The following is a 25,982-nucleotide window of genomic DNA, read 5'->3' on the forward strand; positions in this document are numbered from 1 at the left end:
ATAATGAGAACTATTTTTATTTAAATGGTGAATTAGGCATGTCTCGAGTTTTAATCGTTGATGACGACGTTCCTCTGTGTGAACTCTTGGCGGCAGTGTTGCAAGACGAAGGGTATACAGTATCTTCTGTGCATTGTGGTGAGAGTGCTCTGCAATACATGGAAAAAACGCCTGTCGATTTGGTTTTACTCGATGTTATGTTGCCGAATTTAAACGGAATGCAAGTTGCGCGTCGTATTTGCCAAAGGTTTGCTACTCCTATTCTTATGCTCACGGCTTTGAATGATGAGAACTCAATGCTTGATGGCTATCAAGCTGGTGCCGATCAATATATCGGTAAGCCATTCAATGTCGCAGAGTTACTGATGCGCATTAAAGCTATCCTTCGTCGAGTAGGTTTGGAGCGCCAACGGCAAACTATTTGTAATACCGTTCAGAATATAAGTGATCAACTGACGAGCTTGCCGCTGACCAGCACCGAGGCCGAACTTTTAAGTCACCTGGTTAAAAATCAGGGCGTGGTGATCTCTAAAGCGGAGCTGCAAACAGAAGTTCTGCAAAAAGAACTCAGTCCGTTTGATCGCAATCTTGATATGCACATCAGTAACATCCGCCGGAAACTGGTTGAGGCGGGCCTTTCAAAGCAGCACATCAAAACGTTTCGCGGTAAAGGCTATAGCTATTTAGAAGTTGTGGGCATGTCATGAAGTTTGTTTGTCCATCCTATATAGTAAAACGAAAAGACGGCCTCGCGTTTAAGCTCTTTAGCTACATGACGGCGATAGTGATCAGTATATTACTTGTTCAGGACTTAACCGAACGAGCTTTGGTCAAAGCCATGCTAAAAGTCCCTGACAATGTCAAATCAGAGATGCTAGAACTTGCCCAACAAGCAAATGAGCTGATTGAATACGGTGACATGGATGAGTTGGCAGATTGGGCCAACGCACAGCAATTTTACCTGTTTGTATTGAATGAGCAGCTCCAACCCATCACACATCGTTTGATGCATCCACACTTTGAATTTAAGCTTCAGTTCAAGCGCAGACTTGACTCTCAATTGGAAGACAAAGTTAACCAGCCCCTCATCAATATTCCTCTGGGTAATGAACACAATTTAGTGATTGAACTTCCGCATCGCTTGCATCCTGCGAATGACTTCATCCTTTATTTCTCTATCATCAAAGTAGTGATTGCAGTGGTAATTTTGTCTTTATTCTCACTTTTAATGGCGCGTAAATTACAGCAGCCACTCGCTCGTCTTAGAGAAGCAAGTAAGAAGCTTTCAAATGGGGATTTCGACGTCAGTGTTGTGCAAGAATTAAAGTCGACCACCCGAGAGTTTAACGAGCTCGCGGAGGACTTTGATCACATGACCAGAGAGATCCACTCACTAGCGGAAAAACAACGTCTTTTGATTCGTGATGTTTCTCATGAGTTGAGAACGCCACTAGCTAGGCAAAACCTAGTGCTACATCTCTTGCGTAAGCGCGTGGGAGAAGGTGAACAGGCTTTGGTTATCAGGCTCGAAGAGGAGACTAAAGAGCTGAACGACCTGATCAGCGGCATCTTAGAATTTAGCCGTCTTGAGAATGCCCGTTACGATAAAGCGACTAGACGTAATGATTTAGCAGTGCTTTTAGCACCACAAGTTGAGTACTGCAAAATCGACCTTAAACAAGAACAAAGCTTGTCATTTGTTTCTCACGCGACTGAGCCTAGCGCTTATTGTGAAGAAACGTTGGTGGTCCGTTGTCTCAACAATCTTGTTGGCAATGCCATCAAATACGCTGGTGAAAGCGCTCAAATAGAAGTGACTCTGAGTCACCAAGAAGTGAATGGGCAGCGTTATCTCGTTATGTCGGTATCTGATGATGGTCCCAGAATTCCACAACACAAGCTGTCTGAAATCTTTAATCCTTTTACCCGCCTGGATGCATCGAGAGATAAAAACGTCGGAGGATATGGCCTTGGGCTTGCGATTGTCAAAGAATCGATGCGAATGATGGGAGGCTCCGTCAATGCTGAGAGTCGTCCGCAAGGGGGATTAACCGTGAGTTTGATGTTCAGACAATAATTCGACATGATGATGTAAATCTCATTTTGTGATCTAGATCTCGTATGAATAATTCGTCATCCGATAGTTCTTTACAAAATCCTGCAAATGCAAAGAATGTAAATTTGATGCAAATGGTAATACTTATCACTTATATTCACTCGCAAAATACATAAGAGGGAATCACATTCATTGAATGTGTGACCCGAAAAATATCGGAGTGAGAGGATATGTTTACTAAGAGCCATTTGGCGTTAGTGATCGGTGCGGTGTTAACAGCACCAGCAGTGGCAGAAATTCAAACAGATGAACACTTAGTCGTTGAAGGGCGCGAATTCGGCTACAAAGCGGATACCAACAGTACAGCGATGCGCATGGAAATGACGCAGCTAGAAACACCGGGACAAGTTGCCGTCATTGACGAAACCGTAATCGATGAGCAACGTGCGAGTACGCTGGGAGAGGTACTACGCAATGATGCGAGTGTGAGCGCTGGTGGTACTAGCCGTAACCGTGAGCGTTTCTCGCTACGCGGATTTGAACTAAGTAGCTCGGATGGATTTCTAAAAGATGGTCGCCAACACTGGTCGCATTATCGTCAGCCAATTGAGCTTTTAGAGCGCGTTGAAGTGTTAAAAGGTCCATCTGGTCTGCTTTATGGTAAGTCTGAGCCGGGTGGCTTGGTCAACATGGTTTCTAAGAAGCCGACAGCAAAAACACAGGTGAGCCTGAGCCAAGACATCGGTTCAAACGAGCATTCGCGTACAGTGCTTGATGTAAGTGGCTCTTTAAACGAAGCGGAGACGTTACGTGCTCGCGCGACTTTAGCGAAGGAGAACTACAGTTCTTGGCGCACATACGGTGATGGCACAAAGCCTCAAACTGACCGTTTTGTTGGTGGTTTAGTTGCTGAGTATGACATTACCGAAAACGTTATGGTGTCAGCGCACTATGACCGCACAAAAGATGAAGGTAGCGTAGACTCAGGTGCTTACATTGTGAATGGTAAGCCGGCGCGTGGTGATAAATACATTTGGGATGCGCAGTGGTCGAAGATCGATAACGAGGTCGAAAACTACGGCGTCGATATTAACGCTCAAGTCACTGAGAACGTTAATGTAAAAGCGGGATATAACCGCCAGGACTTTGAGCGTTTTGACGTAGAGTCTTACCCGAAGTTCAATGAATACGATGCAGGTAATGTCATTGTTCATCGTGGCAACGACCGTTCTGACAACTGGGTGTTTGATACCGCCTATTTAGACGTCACGACGGGCTTTGCTCTGTTTGGTACAGAAAACACACTATTAGTCGGCGCTAACTACTTAGATTACAGTTACGATCGCTTTATGGCGTTTCATAATGAAGCGAAGATTGCTCCGGGAGAAACGGTGCCAAAACCTGACTATCGCAGTTCTAGAAAATGGCCAACGAATGAGTACGATACTTGGGGAATCTACGCGCAAAATATGATGACGATTAACGATTACTGGCAGGTGCTTGCGGGTGTTCGTTATGATGAAAAACGCAGTGATGAACTAACAGAGAGTCAAATTTCTCCGAAGTTTGGTGTGACTTTCCACCCAACACCGAATGGCTCGATTTATGTTCAATACTCTGAGAGCTTTATGCCTCAAGGGCAGGTAAACGGTGACGATTATACTAACGATGGTGAAGAGTTAGACGCGGAACGCGGCGTTTCTTACGAAGTTGGTACTAAGTGGGAGCTGTTTGATCAACGCCTTTATCTAACAGGTGCTCTATTTGATATCACCTTAGAGAACGTAAAACTAACGGTTGATGCGCCAAACAACCCGGGTAAAGAGGCGGTGACGCAAGATGGTGAGCAAGTTCACCGTGGTGCAGAAATCTTAGCGCAGGGCTTTGTGACGGATAAGTTGTCGCTAACGGCTTCTGCAATGTATTTAGATGCAGAGATTACACAAAGTAAAAACTATAAAGGTAACCGTCCGGCAGATGTGCCAGAGTTTTCGGCGAGTGTTTGGTCTAGCTACAAAGTGCAAGGCAACACTAATCTAAACCTAGGTTTGATTTATGAAGGTGATCGCTACGGAGATGCAGCGAATACTTTCGAAAAAGATGGGTATGCACGCATAGATATGGGTGTGTCATACAAGCATAAGTACGATGAAAACTTGGATATTATTGCTCGATTCAATGTAGAAAACCTATTTGATACTGAATACTTAGCGGGTGGTGGTAGTACCGACCCTCTAGAGTATGAAGGAGCGAGCGGTGTAGTGGTTGGTGAAGGCCGAAACTACATGGCGACAATCCAGTTTAAGTACTGATAACAATCTGATTAACAAAGGGGAAGGGTCGTATTCCCCTTTAGTCGTTTTAGGAAATAGCATTTAAACTCGTATGAATCTAATTAAATCAAGTATCGCTCTGCTGATTTCATCGGTTTTGATTCCCGTTCACGCGGAAAATCTCAGCGATGCACAAGCAGTGCAAAGTAAAACCAATCAAGCATCCGCGGTCAGCCAAAAACGCATTGATACCAGTGCAGAGAAGGCGTTGACCTTGGAGGCAGAAATCGAACAGTTGCAAGAAGAAGTCAGCAATTTAAAGATTTATCGCGATCACCTTACCAGTCTCGTCAATAGTCAGAATCAAGAAGTAGACAACTTGAATGACCAAATCGAGCAGATTGCGCACACTCGCCAAGGTGTTGTGCCGTTGATGTATCACATGCTTGACGGATTAAAAGAGATCGTGGCGAACGATAAGCCGATTCGTAAAGTACAGCGTGAAGAGCGTATTGCGAAGCTTGATTCGATGATGACTCGTGCTGATGTTGCGGATGCAGAGAAGTTTCGAAGAATTCTTGAAGCGTACCAAATAGAAATGGATTACGGCACTCGACTCGGCGTTTACCAAAGCAAGATAAACTTACCTGCCAATGAACAAGTTGAAGCGGATGTTCTCTATTTAGGCCGAGCATCATTGATCGCACGTAGCCTATCCGGCGAAACGTTCTGGAGCTGGTCTGAGCAGCAAAAGGCCTGGCAGCCGCTGGGTTCTGAACAGAAAACAGAATTGGACAAAGCGTTTGCCATGGCGAACAAGCAAATCGCGCCGAGCATGTTAACTCTGCCAGTGTCGCTTACCGTTGCGGAGGGCAAATAAATGATCAAAAAATGGTTATCGGTTGCATTAATCTCAGGCGCTGCGTTGATGCCTCACACCACATTTGCCAGCGATACTTTGTTGCAAAAAGCACAGCAGGAAAATCGTCAACAGCAATCACACAATGTAGCGCGTGAAGCAGGCTTTAAACAATCCGAACAAGAGCTGCAGTCGCTTAAAAATCAGCTTGTGGCAGAACGTGAGGCTTTGCAAGCAGAAGCAGACACCTTGAGCACTACATTCAGCGAAAATGAAGCTGAATTGGCACAACTTGAAGAGAAACTTCGTTTAGAGACAGGCAGCCTTGGTGAACTGTTCGGCGTTGTGCGTCAGAATGCAAAAGAGCTTGAATCTGAGCTTAAACATTCCGTAACGGGTGTTGACCGTAACTCCTATCAGAAAGACATCGAGGCTATCGTTGCTGCGACGTCTCTTCCTACATTGGCACAGCTTCAGGCCATGTGGCGCAGTATGGAAGAGCAAGTGAAGGCAAGTGGTGAACTCGCGAATGTGTCCTTCACTCTGCTGGATGGTGAAGGCCGTGAGCAGACGATCACGGGAACTCGCCTTGGTGCGATGGCGTTACTGGATGATAACGGCTATGTAAAGTGGAACGGTGATCGTGGTGATGCAGTGAACTATCTTCGTCAGCCTGAAAATGGCCCGACGGCAAGCACACTCACTTCGGGTGACCTAGATAGCATCGTTATTGATCCGTCACGCGGTATCCTTTTAGAGCAACTGGCGAATTCGCCAACCCTGCAAGATCGCCTCAGCGCTGGTGGTGTCGTGGGTAAGATCATCCTCGGTCTACTTGCTATTGGTTTGATTATTGCGCTCGTTCGTGGTGTATCACTAATGATTGCACGTCAGAAAATCGCACAGCAACTGAAGAGCCCTACTCAGCCACAAGATAATCCATTAGGTCGTGTTCTTGCTGTGTATCAGAAAGACAAACACCGCAGCGTGGAAGCATTAGAATTGCGTCTGCTTGAAGCGGTGGTCGATGAACAAACGCACCTTGAAAAAGGCTTGTCGATGCTGAAACTGCTGGCGGCATTGGCTCCTATGCTTGGTCTGCTTGGAACTGTAACAGGCATGATCGAGACCTTCCAGGTGATTACTCAGTTTGGTAACGGCGATCCAAAAGTCATGGCTGGTGGTATTTCAATGGCGCTGGTAACGACAGTACTTGGCCTGGTGGCGGCAATGCCTCTGCTTCTGGCTCACAATGTGTTGAGCTCACAAGCAGAAAACATTCGCAATATTCTTGAGAAGCAAGGCATCGGCTTAGTAGCAGAACAGGCTGAGCGCGATATGCCGAAAGGAATGAACAAAGTGAATACAGTCGCGGAGAATGCAGCGTAATGGAGCAGATCTTACTCAACACATTGGGTTTGATCAGCGAAGATTGGGCCACAACCTTGATGAGCTTTATGCAGCAAGGTGGCCAGATCTTATGGTGGCTGGCCGCCGTGGTTGCGGTGTGCTGGTTATTGGTTATGGAGCGGGTGATCTACCTGACCACGGTTTTTCCTAAGGTAAAGACATCGCTCCGTGACCAGTGGCTGGCAAGGTCGGAACACCACTCTTGGTACGCGCATCAAATCCGCGACGGATGGATTGCAAAGGCGCAGATTGAATTGCGTCAGAACCTGTCAACGATCAAGTTGCTAGTGGCTATTTGCCCAATGCTTGGCTTGTTAGGCACGGTGACGGGCATGATTACCGTGTTTGATGTCATGGCTTCACAGGGCAGCAGCAATCCAAAATTGATGGCTTCAGGCATCTCGCTTGCGACCTTACCTACCATGGCAGGAATGGTAGCGGCGTTGGCAGGGATGTTTATTCATGCACGATTAAGTAAAGTGTGTGAGCGAAGAGCCATCCAATTAGAACAATCTTTAAGGAGTCAGAAGTGAGACTCGGACGCAGACCTAACCAACAAGATGAAGCTCAAGTCGATTTAACATCCATGCTTGATATCGTGTTTATCATGTTGATTTTCTTTATTGTTACTAGCTCATTTGTTCGTGAGTCAGGGGTAGAAGTCAATCGCCCACAAGCTTCAAACGTGGTGAGCCAGAAGGACGCCGGTATTTTCATAGCGGTAACGGCAGCAAACGATGTGTATATCGACAAGCGTTTGGTTGATATCGAACGGGTAGAAGCGTCGATCGAACATTTGCTGCTTGATCAGCCAGATGCATCGCTGGTCATTCAGGCGGATGAACATGCGTATAACGGCACCGTGGTAAAAGTGATGGATGCAGCTAAAGGCGCTGGCGTTAAGAACATTGCATTGGCAGCGGAGACACCTTAATGGGTAGGCTGTTACTTGCATTACCCTTGTCGCTGTTGATCTCAGTCAGCTTGTTTAGCTTTATGGCCTGGATGGTAGACAATGGTAATCAACGCGCTCCAAAAGCTTCTGAAGCGGTGCGCTTTGATATGGTGATGGTGGAAAATGATGCCGATGTTCAGCGTCGTCAACGATCTGTACCTGAGCAGCCTGAACCACCCCAAGCACCAGAGCCGATGGAGTTGTCTCAAGCGAATACTCAAGTTGAGCCGATGAGCCAAGTGACACCGACCAGTGCTTTGGGGCTAAATACGGCATTAGATGGCATTGCGATTAGTGCGCCAAATCTAAAGGGCACCATGGGCAACCAGCAAGCTTTACCTTTGTACCGTGTTGAGCCGCGTTACCCAAGTAAAGCGCTTAAGCGAAAAGCCGAGGGCTATGTTGTGATGCGCTTTACGATTGATGAAACAGGTCGACCAAAAGATATCGAAGTACTTGAAGCTGAACCGACTCGGATGTTCGAGCGAGAGGCGATACGTGCACTTAAGAAGTGGAAATATCAGCCAAAAGTGGAAAATGGTGTGTCAATTGAGCAGTTTGGCCAAACGGTAAGATTGGAGTTTAAGTTGACAAAATGATGAAGAAATTTCTAATTGGTGCCGTGTTAAGCTTTAGTGCTTTCACGACTACCGCGAATGAGCTGAGTCAGTATACTGCGACCCGTGTCCAGCGTGCGCATAACATGGCGCAGGAGGATAACCTCAAAGAAGCTATATCGACGCTTGAAGGATTAGATCTGTCTCGTGGCTATGATCAGGCTTTTGTCGCTCGTATGCTGGGTATTTTCTATTGGCAAAACCAGCAAATTAAGCCCGCGATTAAACAGCTTCAGTATGCGGTTAATAGTGGTTTACTACAGGATGAACAAGCGTGGCAAACTCGTAAGATGCTAGCGGATATGCTGCTTAACGAGCAACAATACTCGCAAGCGTTACCGCACTATTATGCGCTAAGTAAGACGGTACCTAAAAGTCAGAAGGCTCATGATGTTTGGTTGCGCATCGCACAGTCGCATTATCAGCTCAGTGAGTGGAACAAAGTCATTGCATCAATGGGGCGTTACGAGCAATTCGGGCAACCTGATAAGACAGGTCCTCTTTCGATCAAGCTTTCTGCGGAACTGGAACTTAAAAAGTGGAAGCCAGCGATTGGTACAATTAAGCGTTTGATTGCGATTGAGCCTGTACGTGTGGAATGGTGGCGTCAATTGGTCGCTTTACATTTACGCATTAATGATAATAAGCGTGCTCTAGACTCTCTGGCTCTTGCTAAGCTTCAAGGTGTCGAACTTAGTCAAGATGATTTGAAGCTGTTAGCGCAACTGTATGCAAACCGCGGCATTCCAGAACGTGCTGCCATGATCTTAAACGAACTGCATGAGATTGACTCAGACAGCAGATTGAAAGCTCAGCAAGCAACGTACTGGCAAATGGCCAAAGAGTGGGATAAGTCGATAGATAGCTGGCGTGTGGCAGCAAGACTAGACTCTCAATACTACTGGAACTTTTCTCAGTTACTGGTGCAAGAGGGCCGTTATCAACAAGCGTTAGCTGCACTCGATAACGTTTCTGGCCGAAAAGCGGATGTCGCTCTTATCAAAGCTCGTGCTTATTACAAGTTGAAGCGTATCGATGATGCCCTTGCGAATGCGAAACGGTCGTATGAAATGAAACCATCCGATCAGGCAAAAAGCTGGGTGACTTATTTGTCTCAACTCCGCAAAGCAGATTCCAGTTTAAATTCTTAAATCGCTATGATGATTCAAAGGCTCGAGGTAACGCTCGGGCCTTTTTTTATACTTTAATACTTATATTTCAAGATAATGCGGATTCTATGGGTCTGGTTGGCGGAGGTGTCTGGCAAGCATCTATAGAGAATGTATCTACAATATATGGAAAGTAGTAATACAAAAAACTAGCTTCTTTATTCAACAAATCGCTGGTCCACCTCTCATCAGAATTTATTGAACCAGATCCCATGCTGTAAACGTCACAATTACTCACCCTAGTATTGATAAAGTTAAAAGTAATGGATCTTAATACATTGAGAGAAGTAGCACGCAAAAATGCACAAAACTTATACGTAATGATGAAAAGTTCACTATTTTTTTGTGATATTTCTCAAATTAACGGCATTAAATGAACTAGTTGCATAATAAGTTGTTTGTTTTATTTGGTTTTCATTACTAAGTTGTTATCTGTTCGTTGCAAATGAAGCAGAGTTAATCTGTTTTTGGGCGAATCGGCACAAACAACTATATGGATGTTAACAATGAAAATGAAAGCTCTAGCCGTAGCAGTGGCGGCACTAGCATGTGGTACACAGGCATTCGCAGCAGAAGTTTACAACAGCGATGGTACATCTTTATCAATCGGCGGTCACGTATCTGTGGGCGTGGGTGAGTATGATCCAGATGCTCCAGATGAAGTCAAATTACATGAAGTATCTCCTCGTATCAACGTTGCAGGTAAAAAAGACATCGGCAACGGCGTAACAGTTGATGCCAAAGGTGAGTGGCAGCTAAACTTCATCGAAGGTGGTGAGCAATCATTCAAGACTCGTCTTGGTTACATCGGTGCAACGCATGAACAACTCGGTCGTGTTGTAGCTGGTACACAATGGACACCATACTATGATGTGGGTGGCGTTGCCGATCTACCAATCGCGTTTGCCAACGACTTCTTGTATCCAAATCAATACAACCTGGGTTCTGCTCGCGGCGAAAAAATGCTTAGCTACCGTAAAGGTTTCCAATTCGGTGAAGGTTTCGCGTTCAACCTAGGCCTTGGATGGCAAGGTGAGCAAGGTGACTATGATAATCGTGGTCAAATTGCACTAAGCACTGAACTTGCTGGCTTTAGTCTTGGCTATGCATACAACGGCGGTGATGTTGATTTCGGCGCGCAAACTGAAAATGCAAGTTCACACATTTTATCAGCTAAATACGGTTCTTACGGTTCAGGCCTATACGCTGCAATTGTTTACGGCATGAACGAGTACTTCTATGTAGGTTACGAAGACACCACTCAACTAGAAGCTCTTCTGGCATACGGTGTTAACGATTGGACATTCAGCGTGAACTACGAGTCAGTTGATGAAGACGATCTAGATACACTATACAGCGAAATGGCACTACAAGCCGAGTACGCTGTAACTCCTTCATTCTACACATTTGCAGGTTATCAAATCGATCTTGGTAACGACATTGATGCAGAAGAGAACGATTACTGGATTTTAGGTGCTCGTTACTACTTCTAATCAATAGGACAGTATTTGCTGCCTAAACACAGTTATTGTGTTAACGCCTACTCGATGTGAGTAGGCGTTTTTCTTCCCACCCTGATTCAGGGCGATGAGAAAAATCGGCATTTAATCGTAGTAATGCCCGCAAGTGCGGGCATATTTTTTCGTTACTTTGTGTCAAGCAGATCGAGGAAGAAGGCATATTCAAGGGCATCTTCTTTTAGACGCTTAAAGCGACCCGAAGCGCCACCATGGCCTGCTTCCATATCTGTCTTTAACACCAGTACGTTGTTATCTGTCTTCATCTCACGCAATTTAGCTATCCACTTCATTGGCTCATAGTATTGCACCTGAGAGTCATGCAAACCTGTGGTGACCAACATGTTCGGATAATCCTGCACTTTGATATTGTCGTAAGGTGAATAACTCAACATGTAGTCGTAATAGGTTTTGTTGTTTGGGTTACCCCATTCATCGTATTCATTGGTGGTTAATGGAATCGATTCATCCAACATCGTTGTCACGACATCGACAAAGGGTACATGCGCCCCAATGCCGCGGTACAACTCAGGTGCTTGGTTAATGACGGCACCCATCAACAGGCCGCCTGCTGAGCCGCCAACCGCGAACACTTTGTCTTTCGCTCCATATTGTTGCTCGACCAAGCCTTTGGTGACATCGACAAAGTCGTTAAAGGTATTTTGCTTGGTGAGCTTTTTACCATCCTCATACCAAGGGCGGCCGAGCATTTCCGAGCCACGGATATGGGCAATGGCGAAAACGAAGCCACGATCCAACAGGCTCAAACGGGTTGAGCTAAAGGTTGGTTCAATAGTGGCACCGTAAGATCCATAACCGTATTGATAAATTGGGTTGGTGCCATCTTTGTTAAACTTATCTTTGCGATAAACCAGTGAAACAGGTACTGACTTGCCATCTCGTGCTTTGATCATGATTCGTTCAGACTGGTAATTATCTGCATTAAAGTCACCCAGTACTTGGGTTTGTTTCATAACTTCAGACTCACCCGTTTTCAGATCGAAATCATAATAAGTACCGGGCGTGGTTAAGCTACTGTAGTAAATGCGCACCTTTTTGTTATCTAACTCGTAGTTCCCGGTCAGATACGCTGCAAATGCGCTGTCGTGAAATTGGAGGGGAAACTCGTTACCAGTAGATAGCTCCCGGACAGTCACCGTTGACAAGCCATTTGCGCGCTGCTCATATACGAGGTGGTCATCAAATAACTCAAAATCGACCAGCTGAGTATCATCGTCTGCCGGAATAACATCTTGCCATTGCGAACGGTCGTGCATGTTGTCTCTATGCACTTTCATCAAACGGAAGTTAATTGCTTGGTAGTTGGTGTAGATGTAGTACCAGTCGCCGAGTTTTGCGATGCTGTATTCGATACCAGTTTCGCGTGGAAAAAATGGTTCAGCTTTCGCATTTGGGTTGTTGGCATCGAGAACCGACACGCCACTGGTTTCTGTACTGGAGTGCCAAATGTAAACCTCTTCTCCATCTTTACTCTTGCTGATGTAGGTATAGTACTCACTGTCCGATTCTTCGTAGACAAGCTCGTCTGTACTTTGAGGGGTCCCCAGCTTATGTCGGTAAACTTGGTATCCCAATAGTGTTTGCGGATCCTTTTTTATGTAATAAAGTGCCTGGTTATCGTTTTGCCAGGCTATAGCACTCGAAGCCCCTTCGATTTCGTCCTCAAGGTATTCACCAGTCAGCAGATTTTTGATTTTGATGGTGTAAATACGGCGGCTTAACGTGTCTTCTCCATAAGCTAACAGCGTTTCATCAGGACTGACGTGTAACCCGCTGACGTTAAAGAACTCATGTTCCTTAGCCAGTTCATTGACATCCAAAATTACCGATTTATCTGTGCCTGCGAAGTCTTTCGCGCGCAAATGAACTTCGTATTCATTGTCTCCAGAGACTTCACTGGAATAAAAGTAACTTCCTTTTCGAACCGGAACGGAGTTATCGTCTTTGGCAATTCTGCCCTTGATTTCTTCAAACAGGTTTTGCTGAAGTGTTTCGGTATGCTTGAGTACGGTTTCGGTATATTTATTCTCTGCTTCAAGATGCTGCAATACCTCCGAATCTTGACGCTCGTCGTCACGCATCCAGTAGTAATTGTCGATCCGGGTATCGTTATGGATCGTCATAGCATGAGGGACTTTTTTCGCGACAGGAGCTTGAGTTTGCTGAGCAATAAGCTGTGACTGAGAATAATGGTTCATAGGTGAAGTTCCTTGATTGCTGCATCCGGCCAGAATTGTGACTGATACGGCCAACGTTGTAAGAGTAAAACGCATCTGTTTATCCTTGTATTTTATACCCAAGTTATCTTTTTGAATGGAATCTAATTCTAAATAGCTTGAGCTTGCTTTTAGTTTGGGTACTGATGTTCTTGATCTTCCAGTGATCGATATGAAACTTCATTGTGTAACCAGTTGTTATACAGAGCAAACTCTGTTTTTGAATCTGAGATGGCCGTTAGATGCGCTTTGGCGGATGATATGAATAAATAAAAAAGGGACATACTGAAAAGCATGTCCCTGAGACTATCCGTTTAAATAGGTTAAATAACCTGTGGTACTTGGTTGGAGTGATCCGGCGTGCGATTAACCCAGCGTAGCCCGAGCATGGCGATAATTGACATCGCCATCATCAAAATACCCAGAGGCATTTGGTTGTGAGCGGGAAATAGCGATGCAAGTAAGGTTGCGATACCTGCGCCTAAGTTTTGCATGCCGCCCAGTGTCGCGCCCGCAGTCCCCGCATGATATGGAAACGGAGAAATCGCCCCTGTTGTAGCCGCAGGAAATAAAATGCCCGCACCCAAAAAGTAAATAGTAGCGCCGCCAATCAAAGTTAACGCGGTCGTTAAGCCAAACAGGCCTGGGATCAACACGACGGCTGAACCGATAAAAATGGCAACCAGACCAACATTCAGGGCTCGGCGCATTGAACGGCGTTGTGCAATATAGCTCGATAAGCCTGAGCCGATCAGGTATCCCGGGATCGGAATAATAAACAGCAAGCTGACGGTTGTCGCTGGTAATCCCAACACACCACCTAATAGCACGCCCGCTGCTGCTTCAATGACGCCCACTCCCGCGAATGTTGCCACAAGGCAGATCAAAAAGCCTTGGAAGCGTTTATCGGATAGAACGTATTGGTAGCTCTTAGTCACTGGCTCATGTTTGCGTTTTTCGACAGGAAGCGTCTCCATCATGCTGGTCATCATAGTAATCACTACAGCAACACCGAATAGTGCGAGGAACAGGTAACTTGTGCGCCAGCTAAATGCCTCTGTTAAATAACCACCGAGTAATGGCGCAACCAAAGGTGAGAACAGGATACACATGCTAATCAAGCTATTCGCACGGTGTAGCTCTGCGCCATCAAAACAGTCGCGAGTTAATATACGTGCCATGGCACCACCACAACCAATGCCTAAGCCTTGGAGAAAGCTACCGACTAAGAACCACTCAAACTGGTGGGTAAAAAGAGCGACTAACGTTCCTACAATGTAAATGAGCAAGCCAGCAATAATTATTGGTTTACGTCCAAGACGATCGGACAGCGGACCATACACAAACTGTGATAAGCCATAGGGGATCAAGTAACAAGCCATGACGGCTTGAAGCGAAGACGCAGAAACCAAAAACTCACTCGCCATATGACCGATTGAAGGCACGTACATCGTTTGGGTCATTTGACCTACGGCAGTCAATATTGCGATTAAGAAGGTAAGTTTCACTAATGGAAACGAAGCCGGCATTTACGTGTCTCTCCAATAAATTTAAGGTGTAAAAAACCTTAGCGCTCGATAAAGAGTGCTAATGTATTTGTTATTTTAGGGGGATTGTTCGTGCGAGATATTAGTGCTTGAATGTATTGTTGGCAATCTAAACTTGCACCGCCAAGCAAGATTAAAATCTATGATTTGGATTAGAAAAAATAATCCGAAAGTTTGGTGTGCGAAAAGACAAAAAAGGGAGCGAATGCTCCCTTAGAAAAATTTATGCTTGTTCTCGACCTGATGCGTAAGCGTACAGCAGTTCTAGAGCGATAGTCGCGCCTGCTAATGCGGTGACATCACTTTGGTCATAAGGTGGTGACACTTCTACCACGTCCATGCCTACGATATTCATACCAGCCAAACCACGAATGATTTTAAGCACCTTGTCAGTATTTAAACCGCCGCAAACCGGCGTGCCCGTTCCCGGAGCAAATGCTGGATCTAAGCAGTCTATATCAAAGGTAACGTATACTGGCTTATCAGCAACGGTACGACGAATCTCGTCTAGAATCTCATTCACAGACATGTCATTAGCTTGCATCGCATTAATAACGTTGAAACCGTGATCTTGCTGTTTGTACTCAGTACGAATACCAATTTGTACCGAGTTCTTCGCAGAAATTAGCCCTTCTTTCGGTGCATGGTAGAACATCGTACCGTGGTCGTATGAGCTGCCGTTCGCGTATGTATCTGTATGAGCATCGAAATGAACTAGCGCCATTTCGCCATAATGTTTCGCATAAGCACGCAGAATCGGAAGGGTGATGAAATGATCCCCCCCTAGTGCAAGCATTGTTTTTTCGCTTTTTAAGATCTCGCTTGTTGCCGCTTCCAGACGGTAAGTGAAGTCTTCTGCGTCACCGCTATCGAAGACCAGGTCTCCGGAATCAATGACGGTTAACTTATCAAATACGTTGAAATCCCAAGGAAATTTTTTACCTTCCCAGGCTAAATTCACCGAAGCGCGACGGATAGCATCCGGACCCATGCGAGCCCCTGAACGACCAGATGTTGCCATGTCGAGAGGAACACCGAGTACCACAACGTCTGCCTCTGCAGTCACCGGATTTTTAATGTACGGAAGACGCAGAAACGACATTGAGTTGGAGTAAAGCGAATAATCGGTTTTAGTAAACAAATCATTCATATCAGAAATCCTCTAAATAGGTGTATCCCACCAAACCTTGTTCTAGTTCAGCAAGGATTTGTGTTTGTTCACCGGCTTCAACTCGTTCTGAAACCAGTTGTTTGTAATTGTCACGAATTGCATCAACGTCGATATGAACATAATGCATCATGTCTTCTACGCTATCACCTTGGTTGATGTAGCTAATCTCAAACTCACCATTCTCTTCTACGTTCACAACCACACTATGGGTGTCGCCAAATAAGTTGTGCATATCACCAAGAATTTCCTGGTATGCACCCACTAGGAAGAATCCCAGCAGGTATGGCTTGTCTTTGCTCCATGCAGGAACCGGTAGGGTACTTTCTATACCTTGACCATCCACGTAAAGATCAATCGCACCATCAGAGTCACATGTGATGTCCAACATAACCGCACGACGTTCTTCGGCGTCGCCTAAACCAGAAAGCGGCAATACAGGGAATACCTGATCGATCCCCCATGCATCTGGCAGCGACTGAAAGAGCGAGAAGTTGACAAAGAACTTGTCTGCGAGACGTTCGCTCAATTCATCCAGGATTGGGCGGTGGAAGCGGTTCTTCGTGCTCATCTTACGGCTCAATTCGAAGTAAATGCGCAGCGACAGTTGTTCTGCCCAGGCGCGCTGCTCAAGGTTAATCACGCCAGTCGCAAAATTAGAATGTGCCTCTGCCAAATCGCTTTGAGTATCGTTGTAAATCTCTATCAGTGCTCGCGCGTCAGTACCGTTTTGCAGGTTTTCCCAGTTGCGCCACATATTTTGCAGCAACAAAGGGGCATCATCTGCTGGAGCAAACACGTTTTCAGGTTGATAAGCTTCTGTACCAATTACATTGGATACCAACACGGCATGATGCGCCGTCAAAGAGCGACCGGACTCAGAAATAATCACCGGCATCGGCTGCTCATATTGCTGACATACATCGCCAACCGTGTTGACGATATTTCGCGCGTACTCAGCAAGCCCATAGTTCATCGAGTTGGATGATTGGCTACGTGTTCCGTCATAATCTACCGCAAGGCCGCCACCCACATCGAAGTAATCAATGCTGGCACCCATTGCACGCAGCTCGCAGTAAAAACGTGCAGACTCATTCACGCCGTTACGCACATCACGAATGTTCGCCATTTGTGACCCAAGGTGGAAGTGCACTAATTGCAGAGCATCGAGTTTGTCGCTGTGCTTCAGGCGGTGAATCACACTCAATACTTGTGATGCGGACAGACCAAACTTGGACTTTTCGCCACCACTTGACTGCCATTTTCCCGCACCTTGAGAAGCAAGGCGAATACGCAGACCCAAGCGAGGTTGTACGCCTAAGCTTTTTGCTTCTTGTAGTACCAGATCAAGCTCTGACAGCTTCTCTAATACGATAAACACTTTATGTCCGAGCTTTTCGCCAATCAACGCAAGTCGCACGTACTCTCGGTCTTTATAGCCATTACAGACAATCACGGAGCTGGCCTGTTGAGCCAGAGCCAGTACGGCCAACAATTCAGGTTTACTGCCTGCTTCAAGTCCGAGTTGTTTTGTCTCGAGTTCTGCTTGGCTGGCGAGTATTTCATCAACCACTTCACGTTGCTGGTTTACCTTAATTGGGTACACCAACAGGTATTGGTTCGGATACTGATAATCTTCAATCGCTTGGTTGAAAGCATCACAAAGACCATGCACGCGCTGGTGCACGATCTGTGGGAAGCGAACGAGAACAGGTAAGTTCAGCTGCTTCGCTTCTAGTTCTTTTACAATGGCACTGAAAGGGATTTGATGTGCACGGTCACTTCGAGGAGAGACGTATACCTCGCCTTGGTTATCGATACCGTAGAAGCCTTGGCTCCAGTAGTGAACGTTGTAGTCCGCGCGAATGCGGTCTAATTTGGTTGCTTTTTCCAACTCAATTCTCACCAAAATGTACTTAAGCCTTTAATTTATTAGAAGGAAAAGTACCAAAAAGCAATTCATGAGGCATTAATACCAATCACAGTGAGTAAATGATCAGAAATAGCGCAGGAAAATGCATGATAACAAGGCACAATTTTTTGATAAGTAGTTACTCTACAGTCAAAAATTGTAACGCAGTTATCGAACATTTTAACCAGCTAGAATGACCAGTTACTTGCTACGATTGGTATCACCTCATACCCTGACACGAACTCCGTGTGCGCGCATTAACGGATAAAACTTGTCTAGAGTCTAATGATTAAAATCTATCCTATCGATTAGGTATGGTTGTCGAAGAATTATGTAAACAATTGTTTAACATTTGGACTGCACTGCTGTTATATTTGGTCTGACCAGAATGGATTTCTTGATTGAAAAATACCTCAAACATAAGGATATGTTTTGCAGTTGCATCGAATTCAGGGGTACATACAGACCATGTATCTCGCCGAGTACACCGACAAACTCATGTTGCTTGATGGCGCAAGCCGGGCCGACATTCCTCATCTCAAAGATTTTATTGAGCACCAACTTAAGCGACCATTTACCGATCTCAAGCTGGTGGTCGTTACCCACATGCATCCCGATCATGCGGGCGCTGCACATAAACTTAGAGCTCTGACAGGATGCAAAGTGTTAGCGGCTAAGCGTGACGCTCAATGGTATAGCGGTATTGATGGCTGGTTGATGCATTTAACCGACTTGTGTTTGGCAAGGTGGATGGCAAATCGAATGCGTAAACCAAAACGTAACCTCTGGTATTCACGGAAACTGAATCCAGATATTGAGCTGCTTGACGGTGATAGTATTCCGGGGTTTGAAGATTGGCAGGTACTGGAAACCCAGGGTCATACCGACAGAGACTTATCGGTTTACCACGCAGAACAGAGCGTGTTGTACGTAGCGGATTTGATCGTTAAAGTGAAAAAACACTTGATTGCGCCGTTTCCTGTTTTTCATCCCAATCAATATCGTTGTTCTGTTAAACGGGTTTTTGAACTGCAGCCGAGCTGTTTGTTGCTTGCGCATGGAGGAGAAGTGGTTCTGGATGAAAAAGCTTATCTGCATATCCTGGATACAGCGCCAACTAAGCCACATACACATTGGCGGGCGACGAAAATAAAAGCGAAAGGGTTACTGAGTGTTTTGTTACGGAGAAATAAGCGCAGAGGCAAGTGACACTCTTTGAGCGTCACTCGCCGAATACGATAGTTATTGCGGAGCCAATAAGTGGGACTGGCTCGGATCAACCAACACTTTATCTGACATTGCCTGACGGCCTAGCAGCATCATGTAAGTCATGTTTTCACGGTTAGTCAATGTAATGTCTATCGGCCACTGTTGGTCGTTCATGCGTAACATTGTGGTGATTACGCAGCGGTGCTCGAAAGTCCCGTTTGAGGATTTCACTTTACGGTTCGCTTTTAATGGTGCAGTACAGCGAACGACCTGTTCTAAGTGGTAAACATCCGGGTGAAGATCGAACTCGACATATGAACGGCCGTTCTTCTCAAAGCACTCGATATTATCGACGTGGAGCGAAGAGGTTTGCGCACCAGTGTCGATACGAGCTTCAAGGTGGGGAATGCCTAATTCTGGTAAGCAAATTGCTTCAGCATTCCCAATGACAATTTTCTGATTCATAGTGTCATCCTAGCGACGGATAGCATAGCGAGGCCAAGTCATCTCTCTATGCTGTTTGGATAGTAATCAACCTTTACCGCGTGTGCGGTTTGCATTTGGTTTCGCGTTTTTTTCGATAAAGTCGAAAATCATCGCGGCAACGTTTTTGTTTGTTGCCAATTCGATACCTTCAAGACCCGGCGAGGAGTTCACTTCCATCACCACCGGACCGTTTTTGGATTGCAGAATGTCTACACCACATAGGTTTAAGCCCATCACTCTTGCAGCATTAACCGCTGTTGCTCGTTCTTCTTTGCTCAGCCTGACAAGTTGCGCAGAACCGCCACGGTGAAGGTTCGAGCGGAATTCCCCTTCTTTTGCCTGACGTTTCATTGCGGCAATGACTTTGTTGCCAACAACAAAACAGCGAATATCCGCCCCTTTTGCTTCTTCAATGAACTCTTGAACCATGATGTTCGCTTTTAAGCCCATGAAGGCTTCAATCACACTTTCTGCTGCTTTATTGGTTTCAGCCAGAACAACACCAATCCCTTGAGTACCTTCAAGTAGCTTAATAACCAGTGGCGCGCCGCCAACGTTTTTGATCACATCCTGGATGTTGTCAGGGTGGTGTGCAAACCCCGTACGTGGTAAGCCGATGCCTTTGCGAGACAAAAGTTGCAATGAACGCAGTTTGTCGCGTGAACGGCTTATCGCGACCGATTCATTGACACAAAATGTCCCCATCATTTCAAATTGGCGTACGACTGCTGTGCCGTAGAAAGTAACTGAAGCACCGATACGTGGAATAACCGCGTCGTATTGTGGCAATTCTTCACCCATATAACGAATCTTTGGGTTGTTACTCGTAATGTCCATGTAGCAGTGTAGCGTGTCGATAACATCAACTTGATGTCCACGCTCTTCACCTGCTTGCTTTAGGCGCATGGTTGAATATAAATTCTCATTACGAGAGAGAATAGCGATACGCATGGCTGTTCCTTTGTAAGTCAGTACCAGATTAAAAATATAAGTATAGAGTATAGAATGCAGCAGGCTGATGATATTGATATGACATAACCTACATACTTCAACGAGTTAGAATGGTGGTTGGACAACCACATCGTTGAGGGTGTGCACATTAGTTTTTTTCGCTGGCAGATGAAAACGAAAAAAACTCGTCGTGACGACAAATATTTTTTATCGAATTCGAGCGAATTATAATGCGTGATTTCTTGCAGAGAGGGAAAGTGACAAGAGTAGAAATAATAAAACCCCGCCTGGTTTCCCAGACGGGGCTTATTCTTTTTCGCAGCAATCCGGCTACTAAATAGGTGCTCCCTGCATCTATCCTTGATTATGGCTAAGTCCTTTAACCGAGTTCCCTGTTCATCGCCTTCCTAGCGGTGTCCATTCTTGCCTATCATCCTGACGGGCGAACTCTATCCTAGAGCTTAACTACATCCTTGCTGACAACTCATCCTAAGCTATCAAATCTTCATCCTGAAGATACCTAGTCCATTAGGCTTTTTCCTGTTCCTGCCAACATCCTGTCGACACATTCAGTATTCATGTTTTGTGGTTTTTACTCAATCCTCTATTTGCAATTATTTTTGAAATCGATTGCATGAATTAAATTGTTTTTATTTATAAACAATAGGTTAATGTTATTTTCTGGCTTTAGTCTTAGTGTGGTTTAATCCATTTACTTACACGCTATGTAAGAGATCTCGCACAAGTTATTGGGCGTATGTCGTAATTGTGATGATTTTGGATGAGCTGCTCGATTTGCTCTCGATCACAAACCGGTCTATATATCTTGGGTAATCAATATTCTCTGCTGAGCAATGCTCTCGTTCATCTATAGATGAGTATGAAGCAAATTATTTGGAAGAGTTTGTTTCATCGCTAGTTTTTCTAATTAAAGACTAGACTTTTGTTTTAAAAGTATGGTAATTGATTATGTTCCACCTCGAAAAGTCTTATTAAGATTTGGTGACAGTAAAAGCTGGGAACTTGATTGCCATTTTTCTGTCATATCTGGTGAGTAGGTTGACCGTGTAGGGAAGATAATAGTTGGTTTGGTCAGACAATAATAGACAGCAAACAAACCACTATTGTCATTATGTTGTGAATCTGGTCACGGTTAATTAGTTGATTCCTATATAGATTTAAGGGAATTACAAACCTTAGACAATAAGCTCAGTGAGAGCGCTACTTATATTATGAGGGAGATTACTATGAAAAAGATGAGAAGAGCTCAGTTACATCGCGTTCGTATTCAGTATTGGAAAGATACGAAAGATGAAACAGCTAAAAAATCATAGTTAACTACTTTCGACGTCAATGGGCTGGCAGTGGAATGCAATATTCCCAGTAATTGCCAGCTCTAAAATACCTTCCTAGCGTTACTTTCCCTTAGACAAAAAATAAAAAAGCCGATCCGAAGATCAGCCTTTGTATACTTTCCTAGATCAGTTTCACTGTCTGGAATTAAAAGTAATTTGCATCTACCAATTCGCTAGCTTTTGCAGTTTTTACTTCAGGGCGTGCTTCCAGCCAAGCCAAAACTTGTGCTTTTTGCTCTTCAGTTGCGTTGCCGTAACGGTCAGTTGAGCATAGGAAGCCTTCAAACAGTTCCAGACCACCGCCACCAAAGCACAGACCTAAACCGTCAATGTAATCAACAAAGTCATCAACGAATACATCGTAGCGGTCGAAGTCATTGATGTCTGTTTCACAGCTGATTTCAAACCCTAGGATCGCGAATTCACCTAAGAACAGCTTTTTACGGATACGACGGCTTTTATTATCGATTCTTTCTAATTTCATAACTATCTCTCGTGGATGATCTTAGTACGCACACTTTATACCTTCTATAAACCTATATCCCAAGTAAAATTCTAACAAGTCGACATGTTTGGTTGTTCTTTGTTCGAACTACGTTTAGTTATCGCCGCGTTGATATGAGGTCCACCCCACCCCTGATTGATGCTGTTAAGAAATGATTTAGCAACATAACCTTCATTTATCTTAATTATTGTTGTCATAATTTTTCTCCAAACTTCCCTTCGTTCAACTACTTATAAAACTCTAATTTAAAATTACATCAAACATTGGGAAAGTGAGATCATGAGTAAGGAAACCTTCGACGCAACGCGTTATAACCACAGCAATAACAAACCATTTGAAGAAGTACTAGAAGCGAGTCTATCACGTCGTAGTATTTTGAAAGGCGGATTGGGCATCAGTGCAATGACTGCGTTTGGTGCTTTTGGCTTGGCTGGGTGTAACTCTTCAAGCTCAGGCACTTCGGCAAGTGCTGCGTCTGGAGTATCAAAAGCAGTACTAAACTTTGAATCGATTCCTGGTTCGTTAACGGACGCAGTTTCTATCCCATCAGGTTACACTGCTCAAGTTTTAGTTCCTTGGGGTACGCCGTTAAATGCACAGGGAAACGCTTGGGAAAGTGACGGTTCAAACACCGGTGATGACCAGCTTAACGCATTAGGTATGCACCATGACGGCATGCACTTCTTCCCGCTGAATGACAGCACAACAGATGGCTTGCTATGTATCAACCATGAATATATTGATACTGCAGCGCTGCATCCGAATGGCCCGACGGTAGAGAACAATGTCCGCACCATCGTTGACGAAGTTCGTAAAGAGATCAACGCACACGGCGTATCGGTTGTTCGTATCCAACTAGAAGACAACATATGGAAATTGGTCGATACCGATCCATTAAACCGTCGTTACACAGGTGCGACAGTGATGGATCTATCTGGCCCTGTTGCACACACTGAATTGACGGTAACGCGCTTCTCTCCAGACGGCAGCCAGGCTCGTGGTACGCTGAATAACTGTGGTAACGGCTACACGCCTTGGGGCACTTACCTAACCTGTGAAGAGAACTGGCCTGGTTACTTTGTTAATGCAGGTGAGCGTACTGAAGAGCAAAACCGTATAGGTATTGAATCAGGAAGCACTCGTTACTTATGGGAGACCCTAGCTGGTAACGCGGAAGAGCGTTTGGATGAGTTCACTCGATTTAATCTGGCTCCAACAGGCGCTAGCTCAACAGACGATTACCGCAACGAAGCTAATGGCCATGGCTATATTGTTGAAATCGACCCATACACGCAAAACTCTCGCGCGAAAAAACGTACTGCGCTAGGCCGTTTCCGTCACGAAGGTTGTACATTCGGTAAGCTGGAAGAAGGTAAACCAGTGGTATTCTACTCTGGTCACGATTCTCGTTTTGAATACCTCTACAAGTTTGAGTCAGCAGCTGCTTGGGACCCGGCTGATGCAAACCCAGCGAATCGCCTGGTCACGGGTGATAAGTACATGGACGAAGGTACGCTTTATGTAGCCCGCTTCAATGAAGACAGTACAGGTACATGGCTACCACTAACGCTAGATAGCATCACAACGACTGGCGGCACACTGGCTGATGAGTTCGACTCGTTAGCAGAAATCATTCTGAATACAGCGGGTGCGGCTGACAGTGTTGGTGCGACTCCAATGGACCGCCCAGAGTGGTGTTCTGTAGACCCATTCACTGGCACGGCTTATCTGACACTGACCAACAATACTCGTCGTACCGAGGATACTAACGCGGCTAACCCACGTTTAAACAATAAATTTGGTCACGTGATTCGTTGGGATGAAGGCGATTCAGCTACTGAGTTTGCATGGGATATCTTTGTGTTTGGCTCACCAGCTAACGGTGATGCAGATACAAACCGTTCAAGCTTAACGGAGTTAAACCAATTCGCAAGCCCTGACGGATTGGCATTCGACGGCCGTGGTATCCTTTGGATCCAAACGGATAACGGTGCGGAAGAAGTGACTTCATACACCAATGACCAAATGCTGGCGGTCGTACCATCGAAACTGACAGATGACAATGGCGATCCAGCGACGATTGGTGCCGATAACCAAGCGGAACTGAAACGTTTCTTTGTTGGTCCAAACGGATGTGAAGTGACAGGCTTTACCATTAGCCCAGATTACAAATCGTTGTTTATAAATATCCAGCACCCGGGTAACTGGCCATACAGCGATGACGCAGCAGAAGAAACACCTGCTGGTACAACGGTTCGTCCTCGCGCTTCAACGGTCGTGATTCGCCGTGAAGACGGTGGTGAAATCGCAGTATAATTCCAGCTCCTCATGCGTTAAACACAGCCCTGCTTCTGCGGGGCTCTTTTCTGTTTATATCCATGTTTATTTAGGCGCACATCCTCACAATCCTATTTGTCACCAATCTACCCCTGGGTTTCAGGAATCTTAGCAGGATAAGTCTTTGTCGGTTGTGTCGCTATATGTTCTGAGAAGCCACTATATTGATCAAAGAGTGTTACTCGATTACGACCAGAATGCTTTGAGTGGTATAACGCGACATCTGCTTGCGTCAGAGCATTTTCCATCGAGCTACCGTTTTCTAATTCGCTGACGCCAAAACTCATCGTCACTTTTATCTCAAACGATTGAAGGGATACTTCATTTTCTATTGCCGTTCTGATCTGTTCTGAAAAGCGTTCCGCTTGATCTCGCTTATCTAAAAGAATCATCACGAACTCGTCTCCACCCACTCGGACTACACATGCGGATTCCGGCAGGTTTTCTTTAAGTATAGTGGCGATCTTCTCCATAACCTGATCACCCATAGTGTGCCCATATTGGTCGTTAATTGCTTTAAATCGATCAATATCGGCCATCACGATACTGATGGGGGTGTTTTGTATTTTGGCATCGTGAATGAGATCCGGAATAATTTCTTCCAAAGCCCGACGATTATAAAGACCAGTTAATGCATCGCGAAGAGAAAGATCGTTAATCGATACAACGAGGCGGGCGTTTATTAACCACAGAATATTAAAACTCAAACCAACAATCAGACAGATACTAAATAAGAAAGTAAGTTGATGGATAAGTCCTGCATTCATGAAGCTCGCTATTTCTGGCGCAAATATACTCCAAAGTGTTCTTGCTCCCATAAACGCACTGTAACAAAAGAAAGAATAAGCCATGGCTTTTACTGGAAGATATAGATCGTTCTTCTTACCTTTCAACATTGCTATTCCACTGCATAAAGTCACCAAACACAGATAAATACTTAGATAGATAACGCGACTCTTGACCGACGGTGCGTAAAACGTGAAATAGTAAAGTAAGCTGCTAAATATGGGGATAGAGAGCGCCATGGTATGGGCGAGTTTAAGTGGGAATGAACGGAAAATACTTACACTGTAAAGGGTAAGGGAAAAGCCTACAAAGATAATGGTATTGGCTACGATGATGGTGAGCCAGTCGGGAAAGGAACCTCGGAACCCGAGTAGAAATGGCCCAAGACCAATAAACAACAAAGAGATAGAAAAGGTGTTCAACCCTTTGATTTTATTCTGTGTGTATTGGTAGCACAGGAGGCTGATAGAGCAGATACAAGAAAACAAAATAACAATAAAGTTAAGTGTTCTTACATCTAAATAATGACTTTCCATAGGCGCTCCGTATTGAGCTACAACTCAGGCAACTCCTTTGCCTGAGTTTAATAATTAAGCGCCTCGTATATTAACGTAATTGTAGATAGTTGTCTTA

At 45.1% G+C, this 25,982-nt stretch carries 21 protein-coding genes; 12 read left to right on the forward strand and 9 right to left on the reverse strand.

Features of this window, described 5'->3' with window-relative positions; all coding sequences use genetic code 11:
• Positions 1–38 precede the first annotated feature (38 nt).
• The 10 genes from OO774_RS18295 to OO774_RS18340 all read left to right on the forward strand — a co-directional run bounded on the left by OO774_RS18295 (position 39) and on the right by OO774_RS18340 (position 10,832).
• Complete coding sequence (locus OO774_RS18295; RefSeq protein ID WP_264908151.1) at positions 39–707, forward strand: response regulator transcription factor; 669 nt, start codon at positions 39–41, stop codon at positions 705–707.
• A complete protein-coding gene (locus OO774_RS18300) occupies positions 704–2,077 on the forward strand; it encodes a sensor histidine kinase (protein ID WP_264908153.1) in 1,374 nt (457 codons plus the stop codon). Before OO774_RS18295 ends, OO774_RS18300 begins: the two co-directional genes overlap by 4 nt.
• 209 nt (positions 2,078–2,286) lie before the next feature.
• The gene (locus OO774_RS18305; protein ID WP_264908154.1) at positions 2,287–4,368 is read left to right on the forward strand and encodes a TonB-dependent siderophore receptor; all 2,082 of its coding nucleotides are present in this window, start codon (positions 2,287–2,289) and stop codon (positions 4,366–4,368) included.
• 73 nt (positions 4,369–4,441) lie between these two features.
• Positions 4,442–5,209 (forward strand): DUF3450 domain-containing protein, encoded by a 768-nt coding sequence (locus OO774_RS18310; protein ID WP_264908156.1) that lies wholly within the window; start codon positions 4,442–4,444, stop codon positions 5,207–5,209.
• Complete coding sequence (locus tag OO774_RS18315; RefSeq protein ID WP_264908158.1) at positions 5,210–6,577, forward strand: MotA/TolQ/ExbB proton channel family protein; 1,368 nt, start codon at positions 5,210–5,212, stop codon at positions 6,575–6,577.
• The gene (locus tag OO774_RS18320) at positions 6,577–7,131 is read left to right on the forward strand and encodes a MotA/TolQ/ExbB proton channel family protein (protein WP_264908160.1); all 555 of its coding nucleotides are present in this window, start codon (positions 6,577–6,579) and stop codon (positions 7,129–7,131) included. The genes OO774_RS18315 and OO774_RS18320 overlap by 1 nt, the downstream gene beginning before the upstream one ends.
• Positions 7,128–7,532, forward strand: coding sequence for a biopolymer transporter ExbD (locus OO774_RS18325; protein ID WP_014233526.1), 405 nt, complete (start codon positions 7,128–7,130; stop codon positions 7,530–7,532). The genes OO774_RS18320 and OO774_RS18325 overlap by 4 nt, the downstream gene beginning before the upstream one ends.
• Entirely contained in the window at positions 7,532–8,152 is a 621-nt protein-coding gene (locus tag OO774_RS18330) for an energy transducer TonB (protein ID WP_264908163.1), read from the forward strand. Before OO774_RS18325 ends, OO774_RS18330 begins: the two co-directional genes overlap by 1 nt.
• The gene (locus OO774_RS18335; protein WP_264908165.1) at positions 8,149–9,321 is read left to right on the forward strand and encodes a tetratricopeptide repeat protein; all 1,173 of its coding nucleotides are present in this window, start codon (positions 8,149–8,151) and stop codon (positions 9,319–9,321) included. Before OO774_RS18330 ends, OO774_RS18335 begins: the two co-directional genes overlap by 4 nt.
• A 524-nt stretch (positions 9,322–9,845) precedes the next feature.
• A complete protein-coding gene (locus tag OO774_RS18340) occupies positions 9,846–10,832 on the forward strand; it encodes a porin (RefSeq protein WP_264908167.1) in 987 nt (328 codons plus the stop codon).
• Positions 10,833–10,984: 152 nt separating this feature from the next.
• On the opposite strand, the gene OO774_RS18345 is transcribed toward OO774_RS18340, so the two are convergent.
• The 4 genes from OO774_RS18345 to speA form a co-directional block, all read right to left on the reverse strand.
• On the reverse strand, positions 10,985–13,150 hold the full coding sequence (locus tag OO774_RS18345) for a S9 family peptidase (protein WP_264908168.1): 2,166 nt from the start codon (positions 13,148–13,150) through the stop codon (positions 10,985–10,987).
• Positions 13,151–13,416: 266 nt separating this feature from the next.
• Complete coding sequence (emrD, locus tag OO774_RS18350; RefSeq protein ID WP_264908170.1) at positions 13,417–14,622, reverse strand: multidrug efflux MFS transporter EmrD; 1,206 nt, start codon at positions 14,620–14,622, stop codon at positions 13,417–13,419.
• Between the two features lie 241 nt (positions 14,623–14,863).
• Positions 14,864–15,790, reverse strand: coding sequence for an agmatinase (gene speB, locus OO774_RS18355; protein WP_264908171.1), 927 nt, complete (start codon positions 15,788–15,790; stop codon positions 14,864–14,866).
• 1 nt (position 15,791) lies between these two features.
• Complete coding sequence (speA, locus tag OO774_RS18360) at positions 15,792–17,702, reverse strand: arginine decarboxylase (RefSeq protein WP_264908173.1); 1,911 nt, start codon at positions 17,700–17,702, stop codon at positions 15,792–15,794.
• 486 nt (positions 17,703–18,188) lie between these two features.
• Here speA and OO774_RS18365 point away from each other — a divergent pair, with 486 nt between their 5' ends.
• Positions 18,189–18,929: an MBL fold metallo-hydrolase gene (locus tag OO774_RS18365; protein WP_264908645.1), complete on the forward strand. Its 741-nt coding sequence runs from the start codon at positions 18,189–18,191 to the stop codon at positions 18,927–18,929.
• Between the two features lie 33 nt (positions 18,930–18,962).
• Here the strand turns inward: OO774_RS18365 and OO774_RS18370 are convergent, their stop codons facing one another.
• The 4 genes from OO774_RS18370 to OO774_RS18385 form a co-directional block, all read right to left on the reverse strand.
• Positions 18,963–19,394, reverse strand: a complete 432-nt coding sequence (locus OO774_RS18370; RefSeq protein WP_264908174.1) for a RimK/LysX family protein — start codon at positions 19,392–19,394, stop codon at positions 18,963–18,965.
• 66 nt (positions 19,395–19,460) lie between these two features.
• The gene (gene rimK / locus OO774_RS18375) at positions 19,461–20,366 is read right to left on the reverse strand and encodes a 30S ribosomal protein S6--L-glutamate ligase (RefSeq protein ID WP_264908176.1); all 906 of its coding nucleotides are present in this window, start codon (positions 20,364–20,366) and stop codon (positions 19,461–19,463) included.
• 1,500 nt (positions 20,367–21,866) lie between these two features.
• Entirely contained in the window at positions 21,867–22,205 is a 339-nt protein-coding gene (locus OO774_RS18380) for a YggL family protein (protein ID WP_264908177.1), read from the reverse strand.
• 71 nt (positions 22,206–22,276) lie between these two features.
• Positions 22,277–22,423: a hypothetical protein gene (locus OO774_RS18385; protein WP_264908178.1), complete on the reverse strand. Its 147-nt coding sequence runs from the start codon at positions 22,421–22,423 to the stop codon at positions 22,277–22,279.
• An 82-nt stretch (positions 22,424–22,505) separates the two neighbouring features.
• On the opposite strand from OO774_RS18385, the gene OO774_RS18390 reads away from it, so the two are divergent.
• The gene (locus tag OO774_RS18390; RefSeq protein ID WP_264908179.1) at positions 22,506–24,542 is read left to right on the forward strand and encodes a PhoX family phosphatase; all 2,037 of its coding nucleotides are present in this window, start codon (positions 22,506–22,508) and stop codon (positions 24,540–24,542) included.
• Between the two features lie 107 nt (positions 24,543–24,649).
• On the opposite strand, the gene OO774_RS18395 is transcribed toward OO774_RS18390, so the two are convergent.
• Positions 24,650–25,885 carry a GGDEF domain-containing protein gene (locus tag OO774_RS18395; RefSeq protein ID WP_264908181.1) on the reverse strand — a complete coding sequence of 412 codons (1,236 nt, stop codon included), beginning with the start codon at positions 25,883–25,885 and terminating at the stop codon, positions 24,650–24,652.
• Positions 25,886–25,982 lie beyond the last annotated feature (97 nt).

Origin of the sequence: Vibrio sp. STUT-A11 (genome assembly GCF_026000435.1) — a bacterium.
GTDB lineage: Bacteria > Pseudomonadota > Gammaproteobacteria > Enterobacterales > Vibrionaceae > Vibrio.